The organism is Rathayibacter sp. PhB127, assembly GCF_003751665.1.
GTDB lineage: Bacteria > Actinomycetota > Actinomycetes > Actinomycetales > Microbacteriaceae > Rathayibacter > Rathayibacter festucae.
Genome location: NZ_RKHW01000001.1, coordinates 1487711 through 1513930 on the forward strand (window position 1 = coordinate 1487711; position 26220 = coordinate 1513930).

Sequence of the window (26220 nt, forward strand, 5' to 3'; positions counted from 1 at the left end):
AAGCTCCCGTCCTGACGACGGTGGGTCTCGATACGCCGCTGCGCGGCTACTCGACCAGCAATGAAGGGCGCGCCCCGCGGCCCGGGATCCCGTGCATGCGCTCGGCAGTGGGCTGGCCCCCACGCATGCTGATCGAGTAGCCCGCGGAGCGGGCGTATCGAGATCCTCCACCTCCCGGGGCGGCGCCGGCCGTCAGCCCGTCAGCGTCAGAGGTAGGACAGCACGTCCAGGCGCACCTGGGCGATCACGGCGATCACCAGGTAGCAGACGATCGTGATGAACGGCACCCAGCCGTACGCGGCGCCGGCGAAGCGGCGGACCGCGGCGGGAACCGGGAAGACGCCCTCGCGGAGGTTGCGGAGGGTCACCAGCCAGAAGCCGGGGATGACGACGGCCCAGGTGAGCATGCACCAGGGGCAGAGCGTTCCGAGGGCGAAGATGCTCGTCGCGATCAGCCAGCCGACGAAGGCGAGGGCGAGGACGAAGCCGAGGTTGAACAGCGCCCAGAACCAGCGGTCGAAGCGCGCCCCCGCGAGCAGCCCGGCACCGACGACGATCGGCGCGATCCACGCCGCGACGCCGATCAGCGGGTTCGGGAAGCCGAAGATCGCGCCCTGCGCCGACTTCAGGTTGGCGCTGCACTGCACGAGCAGGCTGAAGTCGCAGCCGAGGGCCTCCGACGATCCGCTGAGCGACGTGAACTTGTCGAGCGTCAGCGTGAACGCGGCGATCCAGCCGACCACGCCGAGAACGATCAGGAGCACCGCGAAGAGGACCGGACGCTGCTGGGTGGGGGCGCTCGGCACCTCGGGATCGCTGGACACCGGGGGATTATGGCACGCGGCGAATCGGCGGCTCTGGGAATGCGTGCGATAATCGGAGCCGTCGGCCCGGAAGATCCCGCACCGACGCGAAGAAGGTTTACCGGGCGAGCACCGGGCCACAGGAGATCGACAGCGTTCCGCGAATGAGCGCGACGCATCTCCACGTGTCGGATAGTCAGTTCCGAGGAGAAGCTGCAACCGGAGTCCTGCGCCACGTGAGCGACGGGACCGGGGGAGCGGAAGGATTCGCGGCGGGCCGAGGCCCGTCGCTCGAGAACAGCATCCGGGTCGACGGCGCGGCGCACGACCCGGCCGAGGAGTGCACCAGGAATGGTGGAAGACAACAGCACGGGCGGATCCGAACCGGACCGCGACGAGCCCCGCAGCGGGGCCAGGAAGATCAGTCGCCTCTTCGGTGGCCGTCGGACGAACCGACGGGCCGGATCGAGCGCATCAGCGACAGGGGAAACGATCATCGACACGAACGACGCCGAGCAGAACGGGCCGGACACCGCCGCCCCGGACACGGCAGCCCAGGACACCGAGCAGACCACCGCGCCGGACGCGAGCGCCGAGCCCGGCGAGACGGAAGGGCCGGCCTCGACCGGTGCCGCCTTCTTCACCGCCGGCCCGGAGTCGCCGGCCGCCGCCGAGCAGTCCGCGACGGAGGAGTCCGCTCCCCGCCGCCCGCCGCTGCCGAGCACGTCGCTGCTCTTCCAGGCGCCGATCCTGCCCGACTACGTCCAGCTGACCCCGCTGCCGCCCCGAGGCGCCCCGCTCGGCGTCCGCGAGGAGCGCGACGAGCCGGAGGAGGAGCAGGGCTCCGTCCGCCGCCGCTCGCGTCGCCGCAGCGGCGAGAGCGACCGCGGCGGCTCCGACGACCCCGAGAACACCGTCGTCCGGGTCCGTCAGCCGCGCGAGCAGCGCGAGCCCCGCGAGCCCCGCGAGCCGGAGCTCATCACCGAGCCGCAGCGCATCAAGGGCTCGACCCGCCTGGAGGCCAAGAAGCAGCGCCGCCGCGACGGCCGCGACGCCGGCCGCCGCCGCACGGTCGTCACCGAGTCCGAGTTCCTCGCCCGCCGCGAGGCCGTCGACCGCGTCATGGTCGTCCGCTCCAAGGAGGACAGCATCCGCATCGGCGTGCTCGAGGACGGCGTCCTCGCCGAGCACTACGTCGCCCGCTCGCAGGAGGCGTCGCTGATCGGCAACGTCTACCTCGGTCGCGTGCAGAACGTCCTGCCCAGCATGGAGGCGGCCTTCGTCGACATCGGGCGCGGCCGCAACGCCGTGCTCTACTCCGGCGAGGTCGACTGGGACGCCGCGAACAACGCCGGCGGCCCCCGCCGCATCGAGCTCGCGCTCAAGCCCGGCGACCGCGTGCTCGTCCAGGTCACCAAGGACCCGGTCGGCCACAAGGGTGCCCGCCTCACCAGCCAGATCTCGCTCCCCGGCCGCTACCTCGTCTACGTGCCCAACGGCTCGATGAACGGCATCTCGCGCAAGCTCCCGGACACGGAGCGCGCGCGCCTCAAGAAGATCCTCAAGGAGGTCCTCCCCGAGAACGTGGGCGTCATCGTCCGCACCGCCGCCGAGGGCGCCACGGAGGAGCAGCTGACGGTCGACGTCGAGCGCCTCACCGCGCAGTGGACCGCGCTCAGCACCAAGGCCGCGACCGGCCAGGCGCCGGCGCTGCTGCACAGCGAGCCCGACCTGCTGATCAAGATCGTCCGCGACGTCTTCAACGAGGACTTCGAGAAGATGGTGATCGCCGGCGACGACGCCCGCGAGACCATCGAGCTCTACCTCAGCCAGGTCGCCCCCGACCTGCTCGAGCGGGTCCAGGTCTACTCCGGCGAGCAGGACGCGTTCGACGAGTTCCGCATCACCGAGCAGATCGAGAAGGCCCTCGAGCGCAAGGTCTGGCTGCCCAGCGGCGGCTCGCTCGTGATCGACCGCACCGAGGCCATGACCGTCGTCGACGTGAACACCGGCAAGTTCGTCGGCTCCGGCGGCAACCTCGAGGAGACGGTCACCAAGAACAACCTCGAGGCCGCGGAGGAGATCGTCCGCCAGCTCCGGCTGCGCGACATCGGCGGCATCATCGTCGTCGACTTCATCGACATGGTGCTCGAGTCCAACCGCGACCTCGTGCTCCGGCGCCTGGTCGAGTGCCTGAGCCGCGACCGGACCAAGCACCAGGTCGCCGAGGTCACCTCGCTCGGCCTCGTGCAGATGACCCGCAAGAAGCTCGGCCTCGGCCTCCTCGAGACCTTCAGCGAGAACTGCGAGGTCTGCGCGGGCCGCGGCGTCATCGTCCAGCACGACCCGGTGGTCAAGCACCGATCGACCGCCGCTCCGCAGCAGGAGCGTCGCCGCGGCGGCAAGCCCGCCGGCGAGCAGCCCTCGAACGGCCGCAGCGGCTCGGCCGGTCAGAACGGCTACAGCGCCCAGAACGGCGCCGGCGCGCAGAACGGCTCCAAGCCGGTCAGCACCCACGCCATCACCGACGACGCCAAGAACGCGCTCGCGCAGATCGCCGCGAGCACGATCCACCCGGCCGCCGTCCGCCACGCCGCGGAGGAGGCCGTCGCGCTCGTCGACGAGGCCACGACCACCGCGGAGACGCAGCAGGCCGAGCAGCCGGCCGATCCGTCCGCCGAGCAGTCGGGCGAGCAGTCCGCGGAGCGTCAGGGCGAGTCGTCCGGCCGCCGCGAGCGTCCCGCCCGGGGCGAGCGCCGTCGCCGGGGCCGCGACCGCGAGCCGCGCCAGGAGACGCCGGAGTCCGGCGAGCAGCAGGAGTCCGCTCCCGCCGCCCGCGAGGCGGCCCAGGAGCCCGCGGCGCAGGAGCCCGCGGCGCAGCCCGTCGCGGCCGAGGCTCCTGCGGCCCAGGCCCCGGTGGTCCCGATCCTCGACATCCCGATCCCGCCCGCGCCGGTCGTGACCGAGCGCCGGGTGCCGAGCGCGGTCGCCGAGCACCTGCTCGACTCCGTCCTCGATGCGCTGCCCGCACCCAAGCAGCCCGGCCAGGGCCGCGCCAAGAGCCGTCGCGTCACCACGGCGGCGCTCACCGGGATCGCGGTCGTGCCCGAGCAGACGCCGCGCCGCGCGCAGTAGCGCGACCGGCGAGGATCAGTGGGGCCCGGTGCCCGGCGAGAGCCGGCGCCGGGCCCTCTCCGCGTTCCGGTCCCGGCCCTTCACGCGCAGTCCGCTGTCGCGGAGCCGCTCGACCAGCTCCCGGCTGCTCACGGGCACGGCACCCGCCGCCAGCAGTTCCTCGCGACGCGCGGCGGGCACGTCGTAGTGATCGAGGTCGAAGCCGCGCTCCGGCAGCCCGACGCGGCGTGCGAAGGCGTGCAGCTCCTCCAGGGAGGAGTCGCTGACGAGGTGGGCCCATAGCGTGTCGTGGGCGGGCCAGCGCGCCGCGTCGAGGAGGATCGCCATCCGTCGATCGTAGGCGGCGCGCCTGCCCGATCCGCGGCGCGGCCTGCACTATCGTGGCGGGGTCGTCGGTTGAGCGGCACCCCCTCCGGGGCGGTGCGCGTTTGACCGGGGAGCACGGATCCCGTACTCTTGACCGTTGGTGTGGCGCGATCCATGTGCTCACGCAGATTTCCGTTGCCGCTCGGCCCCTCACGGGGTGCGAGCCGCGGTGCCGGTCCCCTCGTCCCGTACGAGAGACGGGTACGACCGGGAAGACCGGGGTCCGACCCCGTCCTTACAAGCCCCGGACAGCGCTCACGCGCCGTCCAGATGAGAAAACAGGTACGAGAAGTGGTTTACGCAGTTGTGCGCGCCGGTGGCCGGCAGGAGAAGGTCGAGGTCGGCACCATCGTGACGATGGACCGCATCAAGGCCGACGAGAACGGCACCGTGCAGCTGGCTGCCGTGCTCCTCGTCGACGGGGACTCCATCACCTCGGACGCCGCGGCGCTCGAGAAGGTGTCGGTCACGGCCGAGGTGCTCGAGGAGCTCCGCGGTCCGAAGATCATCATCCAGAAGTTCAAGAACAAGACCGGGTACAAGAAGCGCCAGGGGCACCGTCAGGACCTCACGCGCGTCAAGGTCACGGGCATCAAGTAACACCCACACTTCGCTGATCTGCGGCGGGAGCCATCGCTCCGCAGAGCATCAGCACGGGGCTGCGGCCCCCCGGTCTCGAGGAGATGAGAAATGGCACACAAGAAGGGCGCAAGCTCCACCCGCAACGGTCGCGACTCGAACGCGCAGCGTCTCGGCGTGAAGCGCTTCGGCGGTCAGGTCGTCAGCGCGGGCGAGATCATCGTCCGCCAGCGCGGCACCCACTTCCACCCCGGTGTCAACGTCGGTCGTGGCGGCGACGACACCCTGTTCGCCCTCTCGGCCGGTGCGGTCGAGTTCGGCCAGAAGGGCGGCCGCAAGGTCGTCAACATCGTGGTGGCCGCCGCTTAGGCAGCTCTCCTCGGCCGAGCAGGCACAGGACGCAAGGGGCGGGCTTCGGCTCGCCCCTTGCGCGTTGCTGCGGCACCCTCACCGCGAGCCACGTGCTCGTGAGCGCCGCGCACCTCGGCACCCGGCGTCGGACACTCCGACGCCGCCACCTCCCCATCGGACGGAACACACCATGGTCACCTTCGTCGACAACGTCACGCTGCACCTGCGCGCCGGGCACGGCGGCAACGGCTGCGTCTCCGTCCGCCGCGAGAAGTTCAAGCCGCTGGCCGGCCCCGACGGCGGCAACGGCGGTCACGGCGGCGACATCGTCCTCGTCGCCGACGCGCAGACCACCACGCTGCTCGCCTTCCACCGGCACCCGCACCGCTCCTCGGCCAACGGCGGCCCCGGGATGGGCGACCACCGCGCCGGTGGCAACGGCGACCTCCTCGAGCTGATGGTCCCGGTCGGGACCGTCGTCAAGTCGCCCACGGGCGAGGAGCTGCTCGACATGGACGAGCCGGGGCTCCGCTTCGTCATCGCCCCCGGCGGCCAGGGCGGCCTCGGCAACGCCTCGCTCGCCACCACCAAGCGCAAGGCCCCCGGCTTCGCGCTGCTCGGCACTCCCGGCTGGGAGGGCGACGTCGTCCTCGAGCTGAAGACCGTCGCCGACGTCGCGCTCGTGGGCTTCCCCTCGGCCGGCAAGTCCAGCCTCGTCGCCGCCATTTCGGCAGCGAAGCCGAAGATCGCCGACTACCCGTTCACCACCCTCGCCCCCAACCTCGGCGTCGTCCAGGCGGGGGAGTCGCGCTACACCGTCGCCGACGTCCCGGGACTGATCGAGGGCGCGAGCGAGGGCAAGGGCCTCGGCCTCGAGTTCCTCCGCCACGTCGAGCGGTGCACCGCGCTCGTGCACGTGCTCGACTGCGCCACGCTCGAGCCCGGCCGCGACCCGCTGACCGACCTCGACATCATCCTCGGCGAGCTGGCCGCGTACCCGGTCGGCGACGGCCAGGTGCCGCTCCTCGAGCGCCCGCAGCTGATCGCCCTGAACAAGGTCGACGTGCCGGAGGCCCAGGAGCTCGCCGACTTCGTCCGCGCCGACCTCGAGGCGCGCGGCTACCGCGTCTTCGAGATCTCGACCGTCTCGCACTCCGGACTGCGCCAGCTGACCTTCGCCCTCGGCGAGATCGTCGAGCAGCACCGCCTGGCCCTCGCGGCCGAGCCCAAGGTCGAGCGGATCACCATCCGCCCGCGCGCCGTCGACGAGAAGGACTACGAGATCCGCGTCGAGGGCGGCTCCTACGGCAACGTCTACCGCGTGCTCGGCACCAAGCCGCAGCGCTGGGTGGCCCAGACCGACTTCACCAACGACGAGGCCGTCGGCTTCCTCGCCGACCGCCTCGCGAAGCTCGGCGTCGAGAACGGCCTCTTCTCGGCCGGGGCCGTCGCCGGTTCGACCGTGGTCATCGGCCCGGGCGACGGCGTCGTCTTCGACTGGGAGCCCACCCTGACCTCGACGGCGGAGCTGATCACCGCACCGCGCGGCACCGACCTCCGGCTCGAGGAGAACAACCGCAAGACCCGCGCCGAGCGCCGCGACAACTACCTCGAGCGGATGGACGCCAAGGCGGCCGCCCGTGCCGAGCTCGACCGCGAGCGCCAGGGCGGCGTCTGGCGCGTCTCGGACGAGGACGACCTGGTGGGCGACGCCGAGGAGGTCTGACTCCTCGGCACTGCCCCCGGCGAGGGGCGGTCGGCGAATACACTGGCCGGATGCCGCAGACGACCCTCGACAGCTCCGTCCTGACCGAGCGGTTCGCCGCGTCCCGCACGGCCTCCCGGTCGCTGCGCAGCGCGACGACCGACCTGAAGAACCGCGCCCTCCTCGCGATCGCCGACGCCGTCCGCGGATCCGTCGAGCGGATCGTCCCGGCCAACGAGCTCGACCTCGCGAACGGCCGGGAGAACGGCATGAGCGCCGGCCTGCAGGACCGCCTCCGCCTCGACGAGGTGCGCCTCGGCTCCCTCGCGGACGCCGTGGTCGCGGTCGCCGGTCTCGTCGACCCGGTCGGCCAGACGGTCCGCGGCTCGAACCTGCCCAACGGCGCCTCGCTCACCCAGGTGCGCGTCCCCTTCGGCGTCGTCGGCGCCATCTACGAGGCACGCCCCAACGTCACGATCGACATCGCCGCCCTCGCGCTCAAGAGCGGCAACGCCGTGATCCTCCGCGGCGGCAGCGCGGCCGAGAACACCAACCGCGTCCTCGTCGAGCTGCTGCAGGAGGCGGTCGCCTCCGTCGGCCTGCCCGCCGAGCTGATCCAGACGGTCGACGACTTCGGCCGCGAGGGCGCCAAGGCTCTGATGCGCGCCCGCGGCTACGTCGACGTGCTCGTGCCCCGCGGCAGCGCCGGCCTCATCGAGTCGGTCGTGACCGAGTCGACCGTGCCGGTGATCGAGACGGGCGCTGGAGTGGTGCACGTCTTCCTCGACGCCAGCGCCGACGAGCAGTGGGCCGTCGACATCGTGCACAACGCCAAGACCCAGCGCCCGAGCACCTGCAACGCGCTCGAGACGCTGCTCGTGCACCGCGACGCCGCCGAGCGGCTCCTGCCGCCGGTCCTCGGCCGCCTCGCCGCCGCCGGCGTGACCGTGCACGGCGACGAGCGGGTCCGCGCGATCGTCGCCGATGCGGTGCCCGCGACCGAGGAGGACTGGACGGCCGAGTACTACTCGCTCGACATCGCGGTCGCCGTCGTCGACGACCTCGACGCGGCGATGGACCACATCGCCCGCTACTCCACCCACCACACCGAGTCGATCGTCACGAACGACCTGCGCAGCGCCGAGCGCTTCCTCGCCGAGGTCGACTCCGCGGTGGTGATGGTGAACGCGTCCACCCGCTTCACCGACGGCGGCGAGTTCGGCTTCGGCGCCGAGGTCGGCATCTCGACGCAGAAGCTGCACGCCCGCGGCCCGATGGGACTTCCCGAGCTGACGAGCACGAAGTGGCTGCTGCGCGGGTCCGGTCAGGTCCGCTCCTAGCACCGCACCCGGCTCGCGGCGGTGTCCGGGTAGACTCGACGACGCCCTGAGTGGGCGATCCCGATTCCAAGGAGCACCGCATGTCCCTCGTGACGACCGTCCTCGCTGAAGCAGCGCACACCGAGCTGCCGATGCCGACCATCGTCTACGGGCTGATCGCCGTCGTCGCCTTCACCGCGCTCGGCTTCGTCACGTGGAGCTACCGCGACGTCGCCAACCGCCACTCGCACAAGACCGGTGCCGGCTCGCACGACTCCCACGGCCACGGCCACTAGTCCGGCGGCCCTGCGATCGTGACGTCCGCCGCGAGCGGAGACCCGCGGCGTCCGCGCATCGGTGTGATGGGTGGCACCTTCGACCCGATCCACCACGGGCACCTCGTCGCCGCCTCCGAGGTGGCGCAGTCCTTCGACCTCGACGAGGTCGTCTTCGTGCCGACCGGCCGGCCGTGGCACAAGAAGACGGTCACGCCGCCGGAGCACCGCTATCTGATGACGGTCATCGCGACCGCGTCCAACCCGCGCTTCACCGTCAGCCGCGTCGACATCGATCGCGTCGGCACGACGTACACGATCGACACGCTCCGGGACATCCACCTCGCGCACCCCGACGCCGAGCTGTTCTTCATCACGGGAGCCGACGCCGTCGAGCAGATCCTGAGCTGGAAGGACTACGACGAGCTCTGGGAGCTGGCGCACTTCGTCGCCGTCAGCCGGCCGGGTCACGCCCTGTCCGTTTCGGGATTGCCGGCTCAGGACGTATCCTTGTTGGAAATTCCGGCGCTAGCGATTTCCTCGACGGACTGTCGGAGCCGCGTGAACCGGGGTGATCCGGTCTGGTATCTGGTTCCCGACGGTGTCGTCCAGTACATCTCGAAGCACCACCTGTATCGGAGCACGCCATGACAGTTCAGCACGAGGGCGCGCCGCTCACCCGGCGCGAGATCCGCGAGCGCGAGCGAGCCGCGGCCGGCGCCGCGCCCGCCGCCGCACCGACGACCTCCCGCCGCGCCGCGACCGCGTCCGTCACCGCCGCGGGCGAGATGCCCGTCCTCACCGCGACCCAGGCCCTGCGCGTCCCCGTCGTCGCGCCGACCCCCGCCGCCGAGCCCGAGCTGAGCACCTCCGCGATCGAGGTCGTGCTGCCCGAGGGCGTCGACCGCAGCACGCTCACCCGCCGCGAGCTCCGCGCGCTGCTCGCCCAGCAGCAGGCGGAGCAGGTCGCCGCGACCCCCGAGGCCGCGCCCGCCGACGCCGCGGAGGATCCCGCGAAGGCCGTGCCCGAAGCCCCCGTCGAGGAGTCCGCTCCCGAGGAGTCCGCTCCCGAGGAGCCCGCTGCCGAGACGTCCGCTGCCGAGCACCCGGTCGACGAGTCCGAGCAGCAGGTCGACGAGCCCGAGCAGCCCAAGCTCAACACCGCCCTCTTCGCCACCGTCGGCACGCTCGACATCGCGGACGAGAAGGCGACCGAGATCACCGGCAGCTTCCACCCGCCGATCGAGCACCTGGCCATCACCGACGAGCTCGACAGCAAGTCCAAGGAGGAGGTCGACGCCTCCTTCGACTCCCTCATCGCGAGCGGAGTCGCCGCGACGGGCGCCGTCACCACGACGAACGCCCTGATCCTGCCGACCGCGGGCGACGCGTCGCCCGTCCGCACGGACACGGGGGAGGTGCTCGTTACGGGCTCCTTCGACCTGCCGCGCAGCCTCGGCTCCACCGGTCAGCACCCCAACCTCTACGACTCGCCCGATGTCGACCGCTACGTCGACCGCATCGACCGCGAGCAGCCCGCCTCCGACTCGGAGCCCGTCCGGGCGTCGAGCGCCGTCTCCACGCACGCCGCGGGCACCGCGATGATCGCCCCGCAGAAGCGCCGCGCCGTCAGCGTCCCCGTCGTGCTGGCCATCACCGCCGCCGTGCTGCTGGTCGCCTCGATCGCGCTGTTCATCGGCGGCTTCGTCCTCAACATCTTCTGATCCACCACCGACACTGAAGGCTTCATGACTGCGACCGCTTCCGCCCGCGCCCTGCTCGACCTCGCGGCCACCGCCGCCGACTCCAAGGGCGGGGAGGACCTCGTCGCGCTCGACGTCTCGGGACCGCTGCCGCTCGTCGACATCTTCTTCCTGGTGACGGGGCGCTCCGAGCGCAACGTCGTCGCCATCGCCAACGAGGTGGAGGACCGCCTCAACGAGTTCGGCGCCAAGCTCCTGCGCCGCGAGGGCCGCGCTGAGGGCCGCTGGATCCTGCTCGACTTCGGCGACCTCGTCGTCCACGTCTTCCACGAGGAGGACCGGATGTACTACTCGCTGGAGCGCCTCTGGAAGGACTGCCCGGTCGTCCCGATCACGGTGGCGAACGCCGTCCCCGCCGACTCCGCAGCCTCCTCGAACTGAGGAACACGCCCGGCGTCGCCGCTCGATTTCACTCCAGGCATTTCGTGTTGTAGTTTATTCGAGTTGCTTCCGCCGGGCGGAGGAGCGGGCCGCAAGGCCGGTGCCTCGAGTCCGAGAAGCGCACCAAGGGTCCGTGGCGCAGCTGGTAGCGCACCTGCATGGCATGCAGGGGGTCAGGGGTTCGAATCCCCTCGGATCCACCGCAAGGCAGAGAGCCCCGCACTTCTCCGGAAGCGCGGGGCTTCTCTCGTTTCCTGAGGCGCAGCTTCGGGCGAGCGATCATCCTGCGCCAGCGCACGAGACCTCCGAGTCGGTGCCTACCATCCCTGGGATGTCTCACCACTCGATCAGGCGCCACGGTGCGTCGAGCGTCGTCCGCGTGCCCGCCGATCTCCTCGACGCTCTGGCCGACGACCCGATGCGCCGGTCCCCGACGCTCGCGTTCCTCCGCGACTCGCTCGCCGGCGACGTGCACCTCCGCTCCTGGTGGTCCGAGGACGAGAGCGTCGCCGTGGTCGGGTTCGAGTACTCGGGCGAGCGGATCCCGCTGAGCTTCGATCTCCCGCGCCTGCTCGGTGTCCCACGCGCGGCGACCGGGGAGCGCTGGCTGATCGTGGGTACGCCGGTGCGCCTCCGGCACACCCTCTACGGCTGCCCGACGGCTCTCGCCCCCCTCCTCGAGCGGGTCGGCCGGGAGTGCCGGACGTGGGGGCTCGACGGGGTCGTCGTGCCCTGGGTGGACTTCGACGACGGGGACAGAGGAAGCCTGCTGGCCGACCTCGGATTCCGAGCGGTGTTCTCCGACGCCGACTGGCGCCTCGACACCGGCGGGCACGCCGACCTCGACGGCCTCCTCGCCGCCCTGCCCCGCACGGCCCGCAAGCAGTTCGCAAGTGACCGGAACCACTTCGCCCGGACGCGCTGCACGATCCGGGACTGGCAGCCGGGCGACGAGGCGTTCGCCCCGCGGCTGCACCGCGAGTTCATGGCCGACCACAGGCACCACGGAGCCGAGTTCACCGACGACGCGTTCGGCTCCTTCTCGGTGCTCCCGGGCGCGCGGATGCGGGTCGCGGTCGATGACGGGGAGCGGCCGGTCGGATTCGCGATGGCGATCCACGACGACACGACGATGCACGTCCTGCGCTGGGCGCGTCCGTCCCGGGGAGTCCCGGACCGTCTCTATGCGACGCTCGGCTACCTCGATCCCGCCGAGTTCGCGATCGGGGCCGGGGTGGAGCACGTGTGGCTCGGCAAGAGCGCGCACCGCTTCAAGCGGCTGCGCGGGCTGACCCCGGTGCCCGCGGCCTTCCACTTCCTCGCGTTCGATCCGGACCGGCAGGCGCGGCTCGGGCGTGCGGCGGAGACGGCGGACCGCATGGCGCGGGAGCGGTACCGGCTGGCGCTGGAGAGCTGAGTGCTCCGCCAGAATGGCGGGATGCCGACTCCGACCGCGCCGCGCGGCCTCATCACCCAGTTCTCCATCGTCGACGCGCTGCTGGCCGGTCTGTTCGACGGCGTCGTCACGCGCGCCGAGGCCGACGAGGCCGGCGACTTCGGGCTGGGCTGCGGCGACCACATGGAGGGCGAGCTGGTCGTGCTCGACGGCGTGCACCACCTCTTCCGCGGCGACGGCTCGGTCGTCGTCCTCGAGCCGGAGGACACGATCGCCTTCGCCGAGCTGGCGCGGTTCGCTCCGGACAGCACGGAGACGGTCGAGGCGGTGCCGTCGCTCGACGCCCTGCTGACGGCCGTGCGCCGCACCGTGCCGAGCCCGAACGTGTTCGTCGGCGTCCGGCTCCGCGGCGGCATAAGGCACCTGACGCTGCGGCAGCCGATCGCCCAGGTGAAGCCGTACCTCCGCCTCGCCGATGCGATGCGCGACCAGCGCGAGGTGCACCTGAGCGACGTCGAGGGCACGATCGTCGGCTTCTACGGCCCGAAGCCGTTCCAGGGCATCAGCGTCGCCGGGCTGCACACCCACTTCGTCGACGCGAGCGGCACCGCCGGCGGCCACGTCCTCGCGGCGTCCGGGCTGCGCGGCGAGCTGGCGGTCGAGCAGTACGCCGGCCTCACCGTGCGTCTCCCCGAGTCGGAGGACTTCCTCGCCGCGGACCTGGACGACGAGGTCGGCTCGTCCGACGCCGCCATCCGCGCCGTCGAGACCGACCACGCGCACTGAGACGGGCACTGAGGCGCACTCCGGCGGGGGAGCGGCGGCCCTACCCTGGACGCATGCCCACGCTGCGCGACGTCCACGCCGTCATCGACCGTCTCTGGCCCGAGGGGGCCGCGGAGGACTGGGACGCTCCCGGTCTCGTCACCGGTGATCCGGCCGCGCAGGTCGAGCGGATCCTCCTCACGGTCGACGTCGTCGCCGACACTGTCTCCGAGGCCGTGGGCGGCGGCTACCAGCTCCTCCTGGCCCACCACCCGCTCCTGCTCCGCGGGGTCACCTCGATCGCGGAGGACGGCTACAAGGGCCGCCTGCTCGCTGAGCTCATCCGGCACGGCTGCGCGCTCGTCTCCGCGCACACCAACGCGGACATCGTGGCGGACGGCGTCTCCGACGTGATCGCGACGCGACTCGGGCTCACCGGCACGACGCCGCTGGTCCCCGGCGAGGACCCGTCGGTCGGCCTCGGCCGCGTCGGCGACCTCGCCGAGGAGGTCACGCTCGGCCGCCTGGCCCGCGCCGTCGCCGAGCTGCTGCCCGCGACCGCCGGGGGAGTCCGTGCCGCCGGCGACTACGAGGCGCCCATCCGTCGGGTCTCGCTCTGCGGCGGAGCCGGGGACTCCCTCCTCGACAGCCCTGCGGTCCGCACGAGCGACGTCTACATCACGGCCGACCTCCGGCACCACCCGGCGTCGGAGGCGCGCGAGAAGGCCCGCCACGGCACCGGACCGGCGCTCCTCGACGTCTCGCACTGGGCGAGCGAGTGGCTCTGGCTCGACGTCGCCGCGGAGGCCCTGCGCACCGCGCTGCCGGGGGTCGTCGTCGACGTCAGCGAGACCCGCACCGACCCCTGGGATTTCGCCATCGTCCACTGATGCTCCGCGAGCGCGCGAGAATGGAGCCGGCACGCCCACCCTCCGTGCCGGGAACGAGGACCGCGACGTGATTGCCAGCCCCGCCGACCAGCGAGAGCTCCTGACTCTGCAGAGTCTCGACACGAGGGGCAACCAGCTCCGTCACGCCGTCGCCACCCTGCCGCAGATCGCGGCGATCAAGGCGATGCAGACCCGCGACAACGAGACCCGCCGCACCCTCGCGGAGCGCAACGGCCGCCTCGAGGACGCCCGCACCGAGCTCGGCCGCATCGAGTCCGACGTCGAGGTCGTCGACAAGCGCCTCGCCCGCGACCGCGACCGGCTGCAGACCGCCTCGTCCGCGAAGGACATCGCCGCGCTCGAGGGCGAGATCACCTCGCTGGTCAAGCGCCGCGGCGACCTCGAGGACATCGAGCTGACGCTGATGGAGCGGATCGAGGGCATCGAGGCCGAGGTCGCCGCCGCCCAGGGCGAGCGCGACGAGGTCGTCGCCGGCATCGCGACCCTCGCCGAGGAGCGCGACGCCCAGGCCGAGAAGCTCGCCGGCAAGCAGGAGGCGCTCGCCCGCGACCGCGCCTCGCTCGTCGAGAAGATCCCGGCCGACCTGGTGGAGCTCTACGAGAAGCAGCGCGCCCGCTACGGCGTCGGCGCTGCGCTCCTGCGCGGCAAGGTGTCGGAGGGGAGCGGTGTCGCTCTCACCGAGTCCGACCTCGCCTGGATCCGCACCACCGCGCCCGACCAGGTCGTGCTCTGCCCCGACAGCGGCTGCATCCTGGTCCGCGGCGACGAGTCGACGCTCGCCTGACCCGGCCCGTACACTGGATCCGCGAACGGGCCGGCAAGACGGTCGCGTCGCCGAGGTGAGAGCCCCGGCGCCGAGGAACGTCCGGGCTCCGCAGAGCAGGGCGGTGGGTAACACCCACCCGGGGCGACCCGCGAGACAGTGCCACAGAGAACAGACCGCCGTGGGCCCCGGCCCGCGGTAAGGGTGAAACGGTGGTGTAAGAGACCACCAGGGGCCGGAGTGATCCGGTCCGCTCGGTAAACCTCGCCCGGAGCAAGGTCAGACAGAGGACGATGCGGCTGCTCGTCGGGTCCTCGGGTAGACCGCTGGAGGGTCACGGCGACGTGCCCCCGAGAGAGATGGCCGTCCAGCGCCCGCCGAGAGGCGCGGCGTGAACAGAACCCGGCGTAATAGCCGACCCCTTCGCCACGAAAGGCCCCGCACAGCGGGGCCTTTCGCGTCTCGTGGCCGGCTGCGCCCCTTTGCGCGGCGGTCCCTGCCCGCCGCGCCGCGGTCGGTCTGGGTGCGTGGTCGCGTTTCGCGGAGCGTCTCGCATTCGGCTCCGGAGAAACGCTGGCACGCGTTTCTCCGGCTCGCCTCGGCCCTGCTTCCGCATGCTCCTGAAGAGTGTCGTCCTGGCGCGCATGCTGATCGAGTAGCTCTCGCTGAGGGCGTATCAAGATCCGCCCCTGCTGGACGCGGGCTCGGGGCCGCCGTTCGGTGCCGTGGGTCTCGATACGCCGCTGCGCGGCTACTCGACCAGCATGGAGGGAGCGGGCGTCAGAGGCGCCGACCCTGCAGACCGCTCTCGCGCAGCGAGGCGAACCGGCGAAACGCGTGCCAGCGTTTCGTCGTAGCCGAAGGCGAGACGCCCTGCGGAACGCGGCCACCTGTCGGGGCCGATGGCGCCGCGGCGGGCGGGGACCGCCGCGGAAGAGCGCGCCGCCTCAGCGGCGGACGCCGCCGCCTGCCAGGGCCGCGGCGCCGAGGATGCCCGCGTTGTTGCGCAGGGCGGCCGGGACGATCGGGGTGCGCAGGTCGAGCAGGGGCAGGAACTCCTCGTGGTGCTTCGAGATGCCGCCGCCGACGATGATCAGGTCCGGCCAGAGGAGGGCCTCGAGATGGGAGTAGTAGCGCTGCAGGCGCTTGGCCCAGTGCTTGTAGTCGAGGTCGTCCCGCTCCTTCGCGGCGAAGGACGCCTTCTTCTCGTAGTCGCCGCCGTGGATCTCGAGGTGGCCGAGCTCGGCGTTGGGGATGAGGACGCCGTCGTAGATCTGCGCGGTGCCGATGCCGGTGCCGAGCGTGGTCATCAGGACCAGGCCCTTCTTGTCCTTCGCCGCGCCGAAGCGCGACTCGGCGTACCCGGCGGCGTCGGCGTCGTTCACGAAGAAGATGTCGCGGCCGATGGCGTCCTCGAACATCTTCTCGGCCTCGAGGCCGATCCACTCGTCCGAGACGTTCGCGGCGGACATGGTGCGCCCGTGCACCACGGCGGCCGGGAAGCAGATCCCCACCGGGGTGTCGGCCGGTGCGTCCGGGAGCATGCCCAGGATCTGCTGCACCGTGGCGACGATGTCCTTCGGGCGTCCGCCCTCGGGGGTGGCGACCTTCATCCGGTCGCTGAGGAGGGCACCCTCGCCGAGGTCGACGTACGCCCCCTTGATGCCGGTCCCTCCGATGTCGATTCCGATCGCGGTCGCAGCAGCAGTCATACCGGCCATGCTAGCGAGGCGCGAGGGGGAGCGACCGGCGACCGGCCCCGGCGTAGGATCGCGGCATGTCTGACGGTGATGCGAACTCCTGGTGGTACAACCTCAAGTCCGGCGCGGTGGAGCAGGGCTTCCAGTCCCCGTCCGTCGATCGCGCGGGCCCCTACTCGTCCCGCGAGGAGGCGTCCCACGCTCTCGAGAAGATGCGCGAGAACACCCGCCGCTGGGACGAGGAGGACGCGGAGGACCGCTGATCCCGCGCTGATCCGGGTCCCGCCCCGCTACTCGTAGCTGTGCTCGGCTCCGGGGTACGCACCGGCCTCGACGTCCTCGCGGAACGCGGTCACCGCGCCGGTGAGGACACCGCGCAGGTCGGCGTACTGCTTGACGAAGCGAGGTACTCGGCCGGTGGTCAGCCCGGCGAAGTCGGTCCACACGAGCAGCTGACCGTCCACGTGCGGGCCGGCACCGACGCCGATCGTCGGGATGCTGAGCTCCTCGGTGACTCGGCGGGCGGCCTCGCTCGGCACCATCTCGAGGACGACGGCGAACGCTCCCGCCTCCTGCACCGCGCGGGCGTCGGCGAGCAGCTGCTCGATCCCCTCGCCGCGGCCCTGGATCATGTGCCCGCCGAGGCCGTGCTCGCTCTGCGGGGTGAAGCCGATGTGCGCCATCACCGGGATGCCGGCCTCGACGATCCGCCGGATCTGCTCCGCGGAGCGGACGCCGCCCTCGAGCTTCACCGCGTGGGCGTGCGTCTCCTTCATGAAGCGGAAGGCGGTGTGCAGTGCGTCGTCCGCGCCCGACTCGTAGGACCCGAAGGGCAGGTCGGCGACGACGAACGCGCGCTCGACGGCGCCCGCGACGGCCCGGGCCAGCGGGATCAGCTCGTCCACGGTGACCGGCAGGGTCGTGTCGTAGCCCAGCACCGTGTTGCCGGCGGAGTCGCCCACGAGCAGGAAGTCGATGCCCGCCTGGTCGAAGATGCGGGCCGTGAGCACGTCGTAGCTGGTGAGCCCGGTGATCCGCACCCCCGAGTCCTTCGCGGTCTGGAAGTGGCGGGTTCTCACGCGTTTCACGGGCTGCGCTGACATGCGGTCGAGTCTATCCGCGCCCCGTCGGGGCACCGCGGGGAACGGCCGGGCGCCCAGCAGGGGAGGGGCGGAGCCACTAGCCTGGGAGCGAAACAGGAAGGGCCTTGATGGACAAGCAACGGGACTTCGTTCTTCGCACCATTGAAGAGCGAGGGATCAAATTCGTTCGCCTCTGGTTCACGGACGTCGTCGGCACGCTCAAGTCGGTCGCGATCGCTCCGGCCGAGGTCGAGGGGGCGTTCGCCGAGGGTCTCGGCTTCGACGGCTCGGCCATCGAGGGACTCACCCGCTCGTTCGAGGCCGACGTCCTCGCGCACCCGGATCCGTCGACCTTCCAGATCCTGCCGTGGCGCGGCGAGATCGACCCGACGGCGCGGATGTTCTGCGACATCACCACGCCCGACGGCCAGCCCGCCGTCGCCGACCCGCGGAACGTGCTCAAGCGCACGCTCGCAAAGGCGGCCGAGCGCGGCTTCACGTTCTACACGCACCCCGAGATCGAGTTCTACCTGCTGAAGTCGTCGACGTTCGGCGCCGAGGGCCCCGAGCCCGTCGACTCTGCCGGCTACTTCGACAACGTCCCCGGCGGCACGGCGCACGACTTCCGCCGCCGCTCGGTCAGGATGCTCGAGGACCTCGGCATCTCGGTCGAGTTCAGCCACCACGAGGCGGGCCCCGGCCAGAACGAGATCGACCTCCGCTACGCGGACGCGCTGACCACGGCCGACAACATCATGACCTTCCGCACGGTCATCAAGGAGGTGGCGATCGAGCAGGGCGTCTACGCGACCTTCATGCCCAAGCCGCTCTCCGGCCACCCCGGCTCGGGCATGCACACGCACCTCTCGCTCTTCGAGGGCGACATGAACGTGTTCTACGAGCAGGGCGCGCAGTACCAGCTGTCCAAGCTCGGCCGCCAGTTCATCGCCGGTCTGCTCAAGCACGCCCCGGAGATCACCGCGGTGACGAACCAGTTCGTCAACTCCTACAAGCGGCTCTGGGGCGGCGACGAGGCGCCGAGCTACGTGTCGTGGGGCCACAACAACCGCTCCGCGCTCGTTCGCGTGCCGCTGTACAAGCCCAACAAGGGTCAGTCGTCGCGCATCGAGTACCGTGCGCTCGACTCGGCCGCGAACCCCTACCTCGCCTACTCGCTGCTGCTGGCCGCGGGACTCAAGGGCATCGAGGAGGGCTACGAGCTCCCTGCCGAGGCCGAGGACAACGTCTGGACGCTGTCGGACGCCGAGCGCCGCGCCCTGGGCTACAGCCCGCTGCCGGCGAGCCTCGACCGCGCGATCTCGCTGATGGAGGAGTCGGAGCTCGTCGCCGAGACCCTCGGCGAGCAGGTGTTCAACTTCGTGCTGCTCAACAAGCGGAAGGACTGGGCCGAGTACCGCGCCCAGGTCACCCCGTACGAGCTGCGCAGCAACCTCGAGATGCTCTGACCCCTCCCGCCATGCCCCGCGAACGCACGCTGAGCGAGGTCGCCCGCCTCGGTTTCGCCGCCCTCGGCGAGACCGGGGCTCGGCTCGCGGAGGCGGAGGAGCTCGCGGGCCGGTCGCTCGAGTCGGTCGTCCCGGCGTTCGCGTCGGTGGCCGATCCCGATGCGGCGCTCGGCGCGCTGCTCGATCTGTTGCGCAGCCATCGCGACCGGATGGACGCCGTCCTCGCGGACGACGCGGCGATCACGCGCCTGCTGCTCGTCCTGGGGGCGTCCTCCGGTCTCGCGGACTTCCTGCAGCGCCGGCCCGACGAGCTGGCCGGCTTCCTCGAGCCGGTCCGTATTCTTCCGGGTCGCGGTGAGCTCAAGCAGGAGCTGCTCGACTCGGTCGGCGGCGTCGACGGTGTCGCGGCGCTGCACGAGGAGGACGGCTGGACGGCCCTGCGGGTCCGCTACCGCCGACTGCTCACCCGCGTCGTCGTGCACGATCTCGGCCAGGCGGATCCCGTCGCGGCGATCGATCGCGTCGCCCGGACCCTCGCCGATCTGGCGGGGGCGGCACTGGAGGCGTCGCTCGCGGTGGCGCGCGCCGACCTGATCGCGGGGTCCGGTCCCGGTCGCTTCTCCCGCGAGGAGGTCGTGGCGACCCGTTTCGCGGTCATCGGGATGGGCAAGGCCGGCGCTTCCGAGCTGAACTACGTCAGCGACGTCGACGTGATCTTCGTGGCCGAGGGCGACCCTGAGCGCGATCTCTCGAACGCCCGGGCGATCGACATCGCGACGCGGCTCGCGGTCCTGCTGATGCGCGGCACGTCCGCGCTCGCGCTCGAGCCGGAGCTGTGGGAGGTCGATCCGAACCTCCGCCCGGAGGGCAAGCAGGGGGCTCTGGTGCGCACCCTGGAGTCGCACATCACCTACTACGAACGCTGGGCCAAGAGCTGGGAGTTCCAGGCCCTGCTGAAGGCGCGCCCGCTCGCGGGAGACCTCGAGCTCGGCCGCGCCTATGTGGAGGCCGTCGCGCCGAAGGTCTGGTCGAGCGCGTCGCGGGAGAACTTCGTCGAGTCGGTGCAGCGGATGCGCGAGCGCGTCACCGAGAACATCCCGCAGAACGACGTCCACTACCAGATCAAGCTCGGGCCGGGCGGGCTGCGCGACATCGAGTTCACGGTCCAGCTGCTCCAGCTCGTGCACGGCCAGACCGACGACGAGATCCACATGCCGGGCACGCTGCTGGCCCTCGGTGCTCTCGCCGACCGCGGCTACATCGGCCGCGCGGCGGCGGAGGAGTTCGCGCAGGACTACCGCGCACTGCGCCTGCTCGAGCACCGGCTCCAGCTGCGGCGGCTCCGGCGCACCCACCTGATGCCGCGGGACGAGCACGAGCTGCGGACCCTGGCCCGGGCGAGCGGTCTCGCCCGCAGCGCCGAGGAGCTCCTGGTCGTCTGGAACTCCATCAAGCACCGGGTGCGCGGACTGCACGAGCGGCTGTTCTACCGCCCGCTGCTCTCCGCGGTGGCGGCGCTGCCCGACGGCGGGATCGAGTTGTCGACCGGTCAGGCCGAGGCCCGCCTCGCCGCCATCGGATTCGCGGACGCCCGTGGCGCCCTCGGCCACATCGCCGCGATGACCTCGGGCGTCTCGCGCCGCGCGAGCATCCAGCGCCACCTCGTCCCCGTCATGCTGCAGTGGTTCGCCGACGGGGCGGACCCCGACTACGGACTCCTCGCCTTCCGGCGCCTCAGCGACACCCTCGGCGGCACGCCCTGGTTCCTCCGGATGCTGCGCGACTCCTCCGGGGCCGCGAAGCGCCTGACGACGGTCCTCTCCGGCTCGCGCTTCGTCGGCGAGCTGCTCGACCGCATCCCCGAGTCCGCGGCCTGGTTGGAGGACGACGACGCCCTCCGTCCCCGCCGTGCCGACCGGCTGGCGGAGGAGGTGCGTGCGGTCCTCGCCCGCCACGACACCCCCGAGGCCGTCGCCACGGCGCTGCGGGGCATGCGCCGCCGGGAGGTGCTCCGCACCGCGATGGGCGGCGTCCTCGGCCTCAGCACCATCGAGGAGATCGCGACCAGCCTCTCCGACATCATCTCCGCGCTCCTGGGCGGCGTGCTCGCTGCCGTCCGCCGCTCGAGCACCGGTCGCCGCGGATCCGCCGCGGAGTTCGCCGTGATCGGCATGGGGCGCTACGGGGGAGCGGAGCTGGGCTTCGGCTCCGACGCGGATGTGATGTACGTGCAGCGACCGGGCGAGGCGGACCCGCACGAAGCGCAGCTCTACGCGCAGTTCCTGGTCGCCGAGCTCGTGCGCCTCACGGAGGACTCGCGCCTGCCGCTCGACCTCGACGCCGATCTGCGGCCCGAGGGCAAGAACGGCCCGCTGGTGCGCTCCCTCGACTCCTACCGCGCCTACTACGCCCGCTGGTCGCTGACGTGGGAGGCGCAGGCACTGCTGCGGGCTCGCGGGGTGGCCGGCGACGCGGCGCTGATCGCCGACTTCGAGGAGCTGGCCGACGGCGTCCGCTACCCGGCCGCGATCTCGGACCGCGACATCCGCGAGGTGAAGCGGATCAAGGCCCGCGTCGAGAGCGAGCGGCTGCCGCAGGGCGCCGACCCGAAGCGCCACCTCAAGCTCGGCCGTGGCTCGCTGAGCGACGTCGAGTGGCTGGTGCAGCTGCTGCAGCTGCAGCACGCGCGCACGATCCCCGCGCTGCGGACCACCTCGACGCTGACCGCGCTGAGCGTGGCGGAGGCGGCGGAGCTGATCTCGCCGCCCGACGCCGAGCGCCTGCGCGCAGCCTGGCTCCTCGCCTCGCGGGTGCGCTCGGCGATGACCCTGTTCACCGACCGCACGGCCGACGTGCTGCCCGCCGACCGTCGCCAGCTGGACGGCGTCGCACGGCTCCTGGAGTATCCCGCCGACTCGGCGACGCAGCTCGAGGACGACTACCTCGGCGTCACCCGCCGGGCCCGCGCCGTCTTCGAGCGCCGCTTCTACGGCCCCGTCGAGGTCGACGCTCCGACCTACCGCTGACGCCCGCGGGTCCGTCCGGGAACGCGGAAGGGCCGCTCCTCCGGGGAGGAACGGCCCTTCGTGCAGTGCGCGAGCCCTGCGGTGCGTCGGATCAGACGCCGTAGTACAGCTCGAACTCGAAGGGGTGCGGGCGCTGCGCGAGGGGCTTGATCTCCTTCTCGCGCTTGTAGTCGATCCAGGTCTCGATGAGCTCCTGGGTGAACACGCCGCCCTGGAGCAGGAAGTCGTGGTCGGCCTCGAGGGCGGCCAGGGCCTCCTCGAGCGAGGCGGGGACCTGCGGGATGAGCTTGGCCTCCTCCGGGGGCAGCTCGTACAGGTCCTTGTCGACCGGCTCGTGCGGCTCGATGCGGTTCTTGATGCCGTCGAGGCCCGCCATCAGCTGCGCGGCGAACGCGAGGTACGGGTTGCCCGAGGCGTCGGGCGCGCGGAACTCGATGCGCTTGGCCTTCGGGTTCGTGCCGGTGATCGGGATGCGGATCGACGCGGAGCGGTTGCCGGCCGAGTAGACCAGGTTGACCGGCGCCTCGAAGCCCGGGATCAGGCGGTGGTACGAGTTGACCGTCGGGTTCGTGAACGCGAGGACCGCGGGGGCGTGCTTGAGCAGGCCGCCGATGTACCAGCGCGCGACGTCCGAGAGTCCGCCGTAGCCGTTCTCGTCGTAGAACAGGGGCTTGCCGTCGTTCCAGAGCGACTGGTGGGTGTGCATGCCCGAGCCGTTGTCGCCGAAGAGGGGCTTCGGCATGAACGTGGCGGTCTTGCCCCACTGCTCGGCCGTGTTCTTGACGATGTACTTGAACTTCAGGATGTCGTCCGCGGAGTGGACCATCGTGTCGAAGCGGTAGTTGATCTCCGCCTGGCCGCCGGTGCCCACCTCGTGGTGCGAGCGCTCGAGGATGAGGCCGGCGTCGATCAGCTTGAGGCAGATGTCGTCGCGGAGGTCGGCCTGCTTGTCGACCGGGCTGACCGGGAAGTAGCCGCCCTTGTAGGGGGTCTTGTTGCCGAGGTTGCCGCCCTCTTCGACGCGGCCCGAGTTCCAGGCGCCCTCGACGGAGTCGACGGAGTGGAACGCGGAGTTCTGGGTGACCTCGTAGCGCACGTCGTCGAAGATGTAGAACTCGGCCTCGGGGGCGAAGAACGCTGTGTCGGCGATGCCGGTCGACGCGAGGTACTTCTCGGCCTTCTTGGCGACCTGGCGGGGGTCTTTCGAGTAGATCTCGCCGTTGCGCGGGTTGTAGATGTCGAAGACGATGATCAGCGTGCGCTCGACGCGGAACGGGTCCACGTAGGCGGTGGTCACGTCAGGGATCAGCTGCATGTCCGATTCGTGGATGTTCGCGAATCCGCGGATCGAGGACCCGTCGAAGAGCTGGCCGACGGAGAAGAACTCCTCGTCGACCGTCGAGGCGGGGATGTTGAAGTGCTGCTGGACACCGGGGAGATCGGTGAACCGGATGTCGAGGAACTTGACGTCCGTGTCCTTGATGAACTTGAGCACCTCGGAAGAATCTTTAAACATGCAAAGGTCTCCAATGGCGTAACGGGTGGCTGCAGACGCAGCCGTTCCACAGTAGTCACCGGCGGTTACCTCGCCGTGTCCCTCGTGTTTCGGGCGTGTTACACGGGGTCCCGCCGAGCGGGTCGCAGCCGGCCTCCGCTCCCGGCGGGCGCGCGGGCGGCGCGGGTAGCATCGGAGGATGCCAGCACCCGAGCGCAGGACCTTCGCCGATGTCGCCCCGAGCACGCGGCCGGGGGAGCGGCTCGGGCTCCCCGAGACCGGCCGGATGTCGATCGCCCGGCCCGGACGCCGCTTCGCCGCCCTCGCCGTCGACTTCGCGATCGTCGCGCTGCTGTCCTTCGTCTTCTTCGGCTACGACCGCTGGGCGAGCATCGTCCTCTTCGTGGTGCTGCAGGCGGTCTTCATCCCGACCATCGGCGGGAGCATCGGCCACCGGCTGCTGGGCTTGCGCGTCGTCCGCCTCGGCGGCGGCTGGGTCGGCGTCTGGCGTCCGCTGGTGCGCTCGGTGCTCCTCGCCGTGCTCGTCCCGGCCCTCGTCTGGGACTCGGACCAGCGCGGCTTCCACGACAAGGTCGCGGGCACGGTGCTCGTCCGCTACTGATCGGGCAGTCGTCCGGGAACGACGAACGGGCCGGCGGGAGTGATCCCGACCGGCCCGTTCGCGTGCTCGTCCCGTGCGTCAGCGGGAGCGCTGCGGCCGCACCTTGAAGGGGTCGACGCCCTTGGGGATCGGCAGCGAGGTGTTCAGCGAGGCGAGACGGTTCTTGACGGCCAGCACCTCCGCCTTGGTCAGCACCTTCTTCGTCTTCGCGAGGGCACGGGGCACCTTGTGCAGCGGAACGGCGCCCTCGTCGGGGCCGACGTTCACGAAGGTGACGGGGACGTTGGGGAGGATGCGGGTCACCTTGCGGCGCTCGTCCTCGAGCATGCGCTTGGTGCGGCCGGTCGGGCCCTCCGCGATCAGCACGACACCGCCGCGGCCGACGGCGCGGTAGACCGCGTCCTGCGTCTTGCCGTTGACGGCGACCGGCATCTCGCCGCCGGTCCAGGTGCCGCGGAGACCGCTGCGCAGGACGGCGCCCACGGCGCCCGGCTGCCCGGCGATCTGCCCGTAGGCGGCACGCTCGGCGCGGCGGGAGAGGACAGCGAGGCCGGCGACGAGTCCGGCCATCACGCCGACGACGATCCAGAGCGCGATGACGAAGCCGTTGCCGTCGCCGAGGAGGACGCCGAGGAGGATCCCGATCAGGATCGGGACCAGCAGCGCCAGCAGGATGATCCAGACCGCGCTGCTGTCGTAGCGGCGGGTCATCTGGAACACCTGCCACATCTGCTTGAGACGTCCTGGTTCCTTGACCGCCTTCGTCGACGGTTCCGTGCTGCGTGCCATTCCTCCAGGATACCGAGCGGACCCGGTGGGGGAGACCGATCCGAGCGGATCCGCCGGACCTCCCCTCCTCCCCAGCGACAGGACGGCCGATCCGTCCACCGATCGGGCTTTCGCCGTCCCGGTGCGCCGGCTCGAGCGGCACCCTCGGAGCATGGCAGCGAGCGGTGAGAGCGAACGGGGCGGCGAGCGGCCGCTCGAGTGGATCGCCGGTCACGCCGTGGTGGGCTCCGGGGCGCTCGGGCCGGTCGTCCGCGACGGCGACGGCCGGCTCCTGAACGCTCTCCTGCTTCCGCAGGAGCAGGTGGAGGGCGCGCTGCGGTCGGGGATCGAGCGGCTCCTGCCGCACGAGCATCGGCAGCACCTCGTCGATGTCGGGCTGCACGCCGGCGGAGCCGTCCTCCTCACCACCCCGGCCGTCGTCTCGACACTCGAGCAGGTGCTCGAGTCCGGAGCGGTGCTGCCGCCGGGGGTCGTCGTCACTCTCCTCGCGCCGGTCGTCGGCGCCCTGCGGGATGCGACGGCGGCGGGAGTCCACCCGCTCCCCGGTGCGGAGGCGATCGGGCTGACGGAGGAGGGGCGTCCGGTGCTGCTGCTCACCGAGGCGTCGACGGGATCGGCCGAGGCCGACGTCGTGGCCGCGGTGATCGGACTCCTCGGCCGCTGCCGCAGGAGCTGCCCCGCCTGGCGGGGGAGCCCGCGGGACGACGACGACCTCGCGGCGCTCGAGGCGCTCCTCTACCGCTCCGCGGCGCCGTTGCCCCTCCGTGCGGCGCAGCAGCACGAGACGGCGGCGGGCCGGGAGAGGCCGAGCGGGGTCGTCGAGAGCCCGCCTGCACGACACCGCCGCACTCATCCGCTGGACGGCTGGCGCGATCGGGTGCGCACGTCGGCGGTCCGCCGCCGCGGCCCCCTCGTGACCGCGGCCGTCGTCCTCGTCGGCGCGCTGGTGATGACCGGTCTCGGTCCCGATCGGAGCACGGGAGCGGAGACGGCCGCATCGACGCGGACGCCGACGCCGGTGCCGTCGACGTGGAACCCGGCACCGAGTCCTGTCGCTCCGACGAGGCCGGTACCGGCGACGGCGACCTCGACCGCGCCAGCGACCGCGAGAGGGACACCGACACCGCCGGTGAGAGCCGTGGCGACGCCGACACGGGCACCGGCACCGGCGCCTCCGAGCGCCGCGCCACCGACGGCCCGGGCGCCGGGCGCGGAGCTCGCGGCGGAGGAGGCGGCGACGGCCCTGCTCGCGGCGGCCCGGCACTGCTCCGGCTCGGACAGCGCCTGCGCGGAGGCGCTGACCACCCCCGACTCGCCGATCCGCGTCGACGGGGGCTCCGCGCTCGCGGCGCTCCGCACGCCGGCCTCCGCCGTCACCGCGGTACGCGTGGACGTGAACGGCGCCTCCGCCGTGGTCGCCGTCGGTCCGGATCCGGGAACGACGACGGCCTCCGTCCTGATGATCAGGACGGAGGCCGCATGGCTTCTCCGCGACGTCTTCACCGACGGCGGCCGCTAGTGCGGCGCG

General features: G+C 71.8%; 24 protein-coding genes, 1 tRNA gene and 1 other RNA gene. 20 read left to right on the forward strand and 6 right to left on the reverse strand.

Going from position 1 to position 26220, the window contains the following annotated elements; translation table 11 throughout:
• Positions 1-206: 206 nt before the first annotated feature.
• Entirely contained in the window at positions 207-824 is a 618-nt protein-coding gene (locus tag EDF22_RS07150; protein WP_260303333.1) for a vitamin K epoxide reductase family protein, read from the reverse strand.
• 330 nt (positions 825-1154) lie between these two features.
• Here EDF22_RS07150 and EDF22_RS07155 point away from each other — a divergent pair, with 330 nt between their 5' ends.
• The gene (locus EDF22_RS07155) at positions 1155-3938 is read left to right on the forward strand and encodes an Rne/Rng family ribonuclease (protein WP_123703513.1); all 2784 of its coding nucleotides are present in this window, start codon (positions 1155-1157) and stop codon (positions 3936-3938) included.
• A gap of 15 nt (positions 3939-3953) precedes the next feature.
• On the opposite strand, the gene EDF22_RS07160 is transcribed toward EDF22_RS07155, so the two are convergent.
• On the reverse strand, positions 3954-4265 hold the full coding sequence (locus EDF22_RS07160) for a DUF4031 domain-containing protein (RefSeq protein ID WP_123703515.1): 312 nt from the start codon (positions 4263-4265) through the stop codon (positions 3954-3956).
• A gap of 330 nt (positions 4266-4595) precedes the next feature.
• On the opposite strand from EDF22_RS07160, the gene rplU reads away from it, so the two are divergent.
• The 14 genes from rplU (at position 4596) to rnpB (ending at position 14938) form a co-directional block, all read left to right on the forward strand.
• Positions 4596-4904, forward strand: coding sequence for a 50S ribosomal protein L21 (gene rplU, locus EDF22_RS07165; protein ID WP_123445822.1), 309 nt, complete (start codon positions 4596-4598; stop codon positions 4902-4904).
• A 90-nt stretch (positions 4905-4994) separates the two neighbouring features.
• On the forward strand, positions 4995-5252 hold the full coding sequence (rpmA, locus tag EDF22_RS07170) for a 50S ribosomal protein L27 (protein ID WP_123445823.1): 258 nt from the start codon (positions 4995-4997) through the stop codon (positions 5250-5252).
• A 172-nt stretch (positions 5253-5424) separates the two neighbouring features.
• Positions 5425-6960, forward strand: a complete 1536-nt coding sequence (obgE, locus tag EDF22_RS07175) for a GTPase ObgE (protein ID WP_123703517.1) — start codon at positions 5425-5427, stop codon at positions 6958-6960.
• A gap of 50 nt (positions 6961-7010) precedes the next feature.
• Positions 7011-8279: a glutamate-5-semialdehyde dehydrogenase gene (locus tag EDF22_RS07180; RefSeq protein WP_123703519.1), complete on the forward strand. Its 1269-nt coding sequence runs from the start codon at positions 7011-7013 to the stop codon at positions 8277-8279.
• 80 nt (positions 8280-8359) lie between these two features.
• Entirely contained in the window at positions 8360-8554 is a 195-nt protein-coding gene (locus tag EDF22_RS07185) for a hypothetical protein (RefSeq protein WP_123445826.1), read from the forward strand.
• An 18-nt stretch (positions 8555-8572) separates the two neighbouring features.
• On the forward strand, positions 8573-9184 hold the full coding sequence (nadD, locus tag EDF22_RS07190) for a nicotinate-nucleotide adenylyltransferase (protein WP_123445827.1): 612 nt from the start codon (positions 8573-8575) through the stop codon (positions 9182-9184).
• Positions 9181-10257, forward strand: coding sequence for a hypothetical protein (locus EDF22_RS07195; RefSeq protein ID WP_123703521.1), 1077 nt, complete (start codon positions 9181-9183; stop codon positions 10255-10257). Before nadD ends, EDF22_RS07195 begins: the two co-directional genes overlap by 4 nt.
• A 24-nt stretch (positions 10258-10281) precedes the next feature.
• Entirely contained in the window at positions 10282-10677 is a 396-nt protein-coding gene (rsfS, locus tag EDF22_RS07200) for a ribosome silencing factor (protein ID WP_123703523.1), read from the forward strand.
• 127 nt (positions 10678-10804) lie between these two features.
• A tRNA-Ala gene (locus tag EDF22_RS07205) sits at positions 10805-10877 on the forward strand.
• Between the two features lie 131 nt (positions 10878-11008).
• The gene (locus tag EDF22_RS07210) at positions 11009-12094 is read left to right on the forward strand and encodes a peptidogalycan biosysnthesis protein (RefSeq protein WP_123703525.1); all 1086 of its coding nucleotides are present in this window, start codon (positions 11009-11011) and stop codon (positions 12092-12094) included.
• 21 nt (positions 12095-12115) lie between these two features.
• A complete protein-coding gene (locus EDF22_RS07215) occupies positions 12116-12859 on the forward strand; it encodes an acetolactate decarboxylase (RefSeq protein ID WP_123703527.1) in 744 nt (247 codons plus the stop codon).
• A gap of 53 nt (positions 12860-12912) precedes the next feature.
• Positions 12913-13728, forward strand: coding sequence for a Nif3-like dinuclear metal center hexameric protein (locus EDF22_RS07220; protein ID WP_123703529.1), 816 nt, complete (start codon positions 12913-12915; stop codon positions 13726-13728).
• A gap of 67 nt (positions 13729-13795) precedes the next feature.
• Entirely contained in the window at positions 13796-14533 is a 738-nt protein-coding gene (locus EDF22_RS07225) for a zinc ribbon domain-containing protein (protein ID WP_123703531.1), read from the forward strand.
• A 26-nt stretch (positions 14534-14559) separates the two neighbouring features.
• An RNA gene (gene rnpB / locus EDF22_RS07230) (RNase P RNA component class A) lies at positions 14560-14938 on the forward strand.
• Positions 14939-15459: 521 nt separating this feature from the next.
• Here rnpB and ppgK read toward each other — a convergent pair.
• The gene (gene ppgK / locus EDF22_RS07235) at positions 15460-16224 is read right to left on the reverse strand and encodes a polyphosphate--glucose phosphotransferase (RefSeq protein WP_123703533.1); all 765 of its coding nucleotides are present in this window, start codon (positions 16222-16224) and stop codon (positions 15460-15462) included.
• 65 nt (positions 16225-16289) lie between these two features.
• On the opposite strand from ppgK, the gene EDF22_RS07240 reads away from it, so the two are divergent.
• Entirely contained in the window at positions 16290-16475 is a 186-nt protein-coding gene (locus tag EDF22_RS07240; RefSeq protein ID WP_123445835.1) for an SPOR domain-containing protein, read from the forward strand.
• A 27-nt stretch (positions 16476-16502) separates the two neighbouring features.
• On the opposite strand, the gene panB is transcribed toward EDF22_RS07240, so the two are convergent.
• Positions 16503-17315, reverse strand: coding sequence for a 3-methyl-2-oxobutanoate hydroxymethyltransferase (gene panB, locus EDF22_RS07245; protein WP_123703541.1), 813 nt, complete (start codon positions 17313-17315; stop codon positions 16503-16505).
• A gap of 107 nt (positions 17316-17422) precedes the next feature.
• On the opposite strand from panB, the gene EDF22_RS07250 reads away from it, so the two are divergent.
• The gene (locus EDF22_RS07250) at positions 17423-18760 is read left to right on the forward strand and encodes a glutamine synthetase family protein (protein WP_123445837.1); all 1338 of its coding nucleotides are present in this window, start codon (positions 17423-17425) and stop codon (positions 18758-18760) included.
• Positions 18761-18771: 11 nt separating this feature from the next.
• Positions 18772-21786 (forward strand): bifunctional [glutamine synthetase] adenylyltransferase/[glutamine synthetase]-adenylyl-L-tyrosine phosphorylase, encoded by a 3015-nt coding sequence (locus EDF22_RS07255; protein ID WP_123703543.1) that lies wholly within the window; start codon positions 18772-18774, stop codon positions 21784-21786.
• A gap of 91 nt (positions 21787-21877) precedes the next feature.
• On the opposite strand, the gene glnA is transcribed toward EDF22_RS07255, so the two are convergent.
• Positions 21878-23302, reverse strand: coding sequence for a type I glutamate--ammonia ligase (gene glnA, locus EDF22_RS07260; protein ID WP_123445839.1), 1425 nt, complete (start codon positions 23300-23302; stop codon positions 21878-21880).
• Between the two features lie 178 nt (positions 23303-23480).
• On the opposite strand from glnA, the gene EDF22_RS07265 reads away from it, so the two are divergent.
• Complete coding sequence (locus EDF22_RS07265) at positions 23481-23903, forward strand: RDD family protein (protein WP_123703545.1); 423 nt, start codon at positions 23481-23483, stop codon at positions 23901-23903.
• Positions 23904-23981: 78 nt separating this feature from the next.
• Here the strand turns inward: EDF22_RS07265 and EDF22_RS07270 are convergent, their stop codons facing one another.
• Positions 23982-24692: a DUF4191 domain-containing protein gene (locus EDF22_RS07270; protein ID WP_123445841.1), complete on the reverse strand. Its 711-nt coding sequence runs from the start codon at positions 24690-24692 to the stop codon at positions 23982-23984.
• Positions 24693-24843: 151 nt separating this feature from the next.
• Between EDF22_RS07270 and EDF22_RS07275 the strand changes: the two genes are divergently transcribed.
• Positions 24844-26211: a hypothetical protein gene (locus tag EDF22_RS07275; RefSeq protein ID WP_123703547.1), complete on the forward strand. Its 1368-nt coding sequence runs from the start codon at positions 24844-24846 to the stop codon at positions 26209-26211.
• Positions 26212-26220 lie beyond the last annotated feature (9 nt).